Origin of the sequence: Mesorhizobium sp. M1365 (assembly GCF_040317865.1) — a bacterium.
GTDB lineage: Bacteria > Pseudomonadota > Alphaproteobacteria > Rhizobiales > Rhizobiaceae > Mesorhizobium.
On the sequence record NZ_JAMYLG010000105.1, the window covers coordinates 1 to 1,172 of the forward strand.

General features: G+C 63.4%; 1 protein-coding gene. It reads left to right on the forward strand.

From position 1 onward, the window contains the following. Positions 1-70 precede the first annotated feature (70 nt). A complete protein-coding gene (locus tag NKH04_RS33070) occupies positions 71-1,162 on the forward strand; it encodes an ISAs1 family transposase (protein WP_353045605.1) in 1,092 nt (363 codons plus the stop codon). The last annotated feature ends 10 nt before the right edge of the window (positions 1,163-1,172 follow it).

Consider the following 1,172-nt stretch of genomic DNA (forward strand, 5'->3'; position numbering starts at 1 on the left):
GGGCAGGGGAATCGCATATGGCGATTTTGGGGTTGAGTTTAGGCTGAGAAAGGATTCTTTGGAGAGGCAGTTGAGCGAAGGAGCGACTGCCATTTCCTGCCTTGAGAGCTACTTTGGCGCGGTGCCTGATCCACGCGCGCCCAACGCCACGCACCGGCTTGGCGACCTGATCGTGATGATGATCGCAGCAAGCCTGTGCGGCGCCAGCAATGCGACGGAATTTGCCCTGTTCGCGCAGGAGCGCAAGCAGGCGCTGTCGCGGCTGATCGACTATGACGCAGCTCCCAGCCACGACACCTTCTCGCGGCTGCTGCGTCTGCTCGACCCGGAGGCCTTTGGTCGCGCCTTTGCTGCCTTTGCCGCAGCTTTCGCCCGAGCCAGCCGAGAGACGCCCGAGGTGGTGTCGCTTGACGGCAAGGCTTTGCGGCGAGCCTACGAGAAGGGCTTGGCAGCCAGTCCGCCGTTGACGGTGTCGGCCTTCGCCGCCGAGACCCGGCTGTGCCTGGCGGCAGTCTCGCCGAGCGATGGTGAGAACGAAGTCGAGGCCGCGCTCAAAGGCGTCGAACTCATTGATCTTACGGGCAGATTGGTCACCGCCGACGCGCTCCACTGCCACACCCGCATGGCTGCGGCCATTACCCAAAGAGGTGGCGATTACCTGCTTGCGCTGAAGGGCAACCGTCGTCATTGGCTGCGCCGTGCCAACCTGCAACTGGCCGACGCCACCCCTTCCATTGCCGAGCGGACCGAGACCAGCCACGGCCGCAACGAGTGGCGGCAGGCCGAGATCGTGGCGGCGGCCGAGCCGCTGATGCCCGGCCACCGGGCCTTCATCCGCATCACCAGCCGACGCGATCAGGCCAAGCCGTTGATGCGCCTGTTCATGGCCTCCACGCTCATGTCGCCGCAGCGGGCGCTCGACCTCACTAGAGCTCATTGGCAGATCGAGAACGGCCTGCATTGGATGCTCGATGTCCATCTCGATGAGGATCTCAGCCGTGCCCGCAAGGACAATGCCCCCGCCAACACGGCCCTTCTCAATCGCCTCGCCAGAAACATCCTTCAGGCCGCCGATGCTGCCAAAGTTCCCATCAGCCATCGCATCAAGAAATGCGCCTGGAACGACGACTATCTCATCAATGCCATCACTCATATGCGATAGCCCTGCCCTC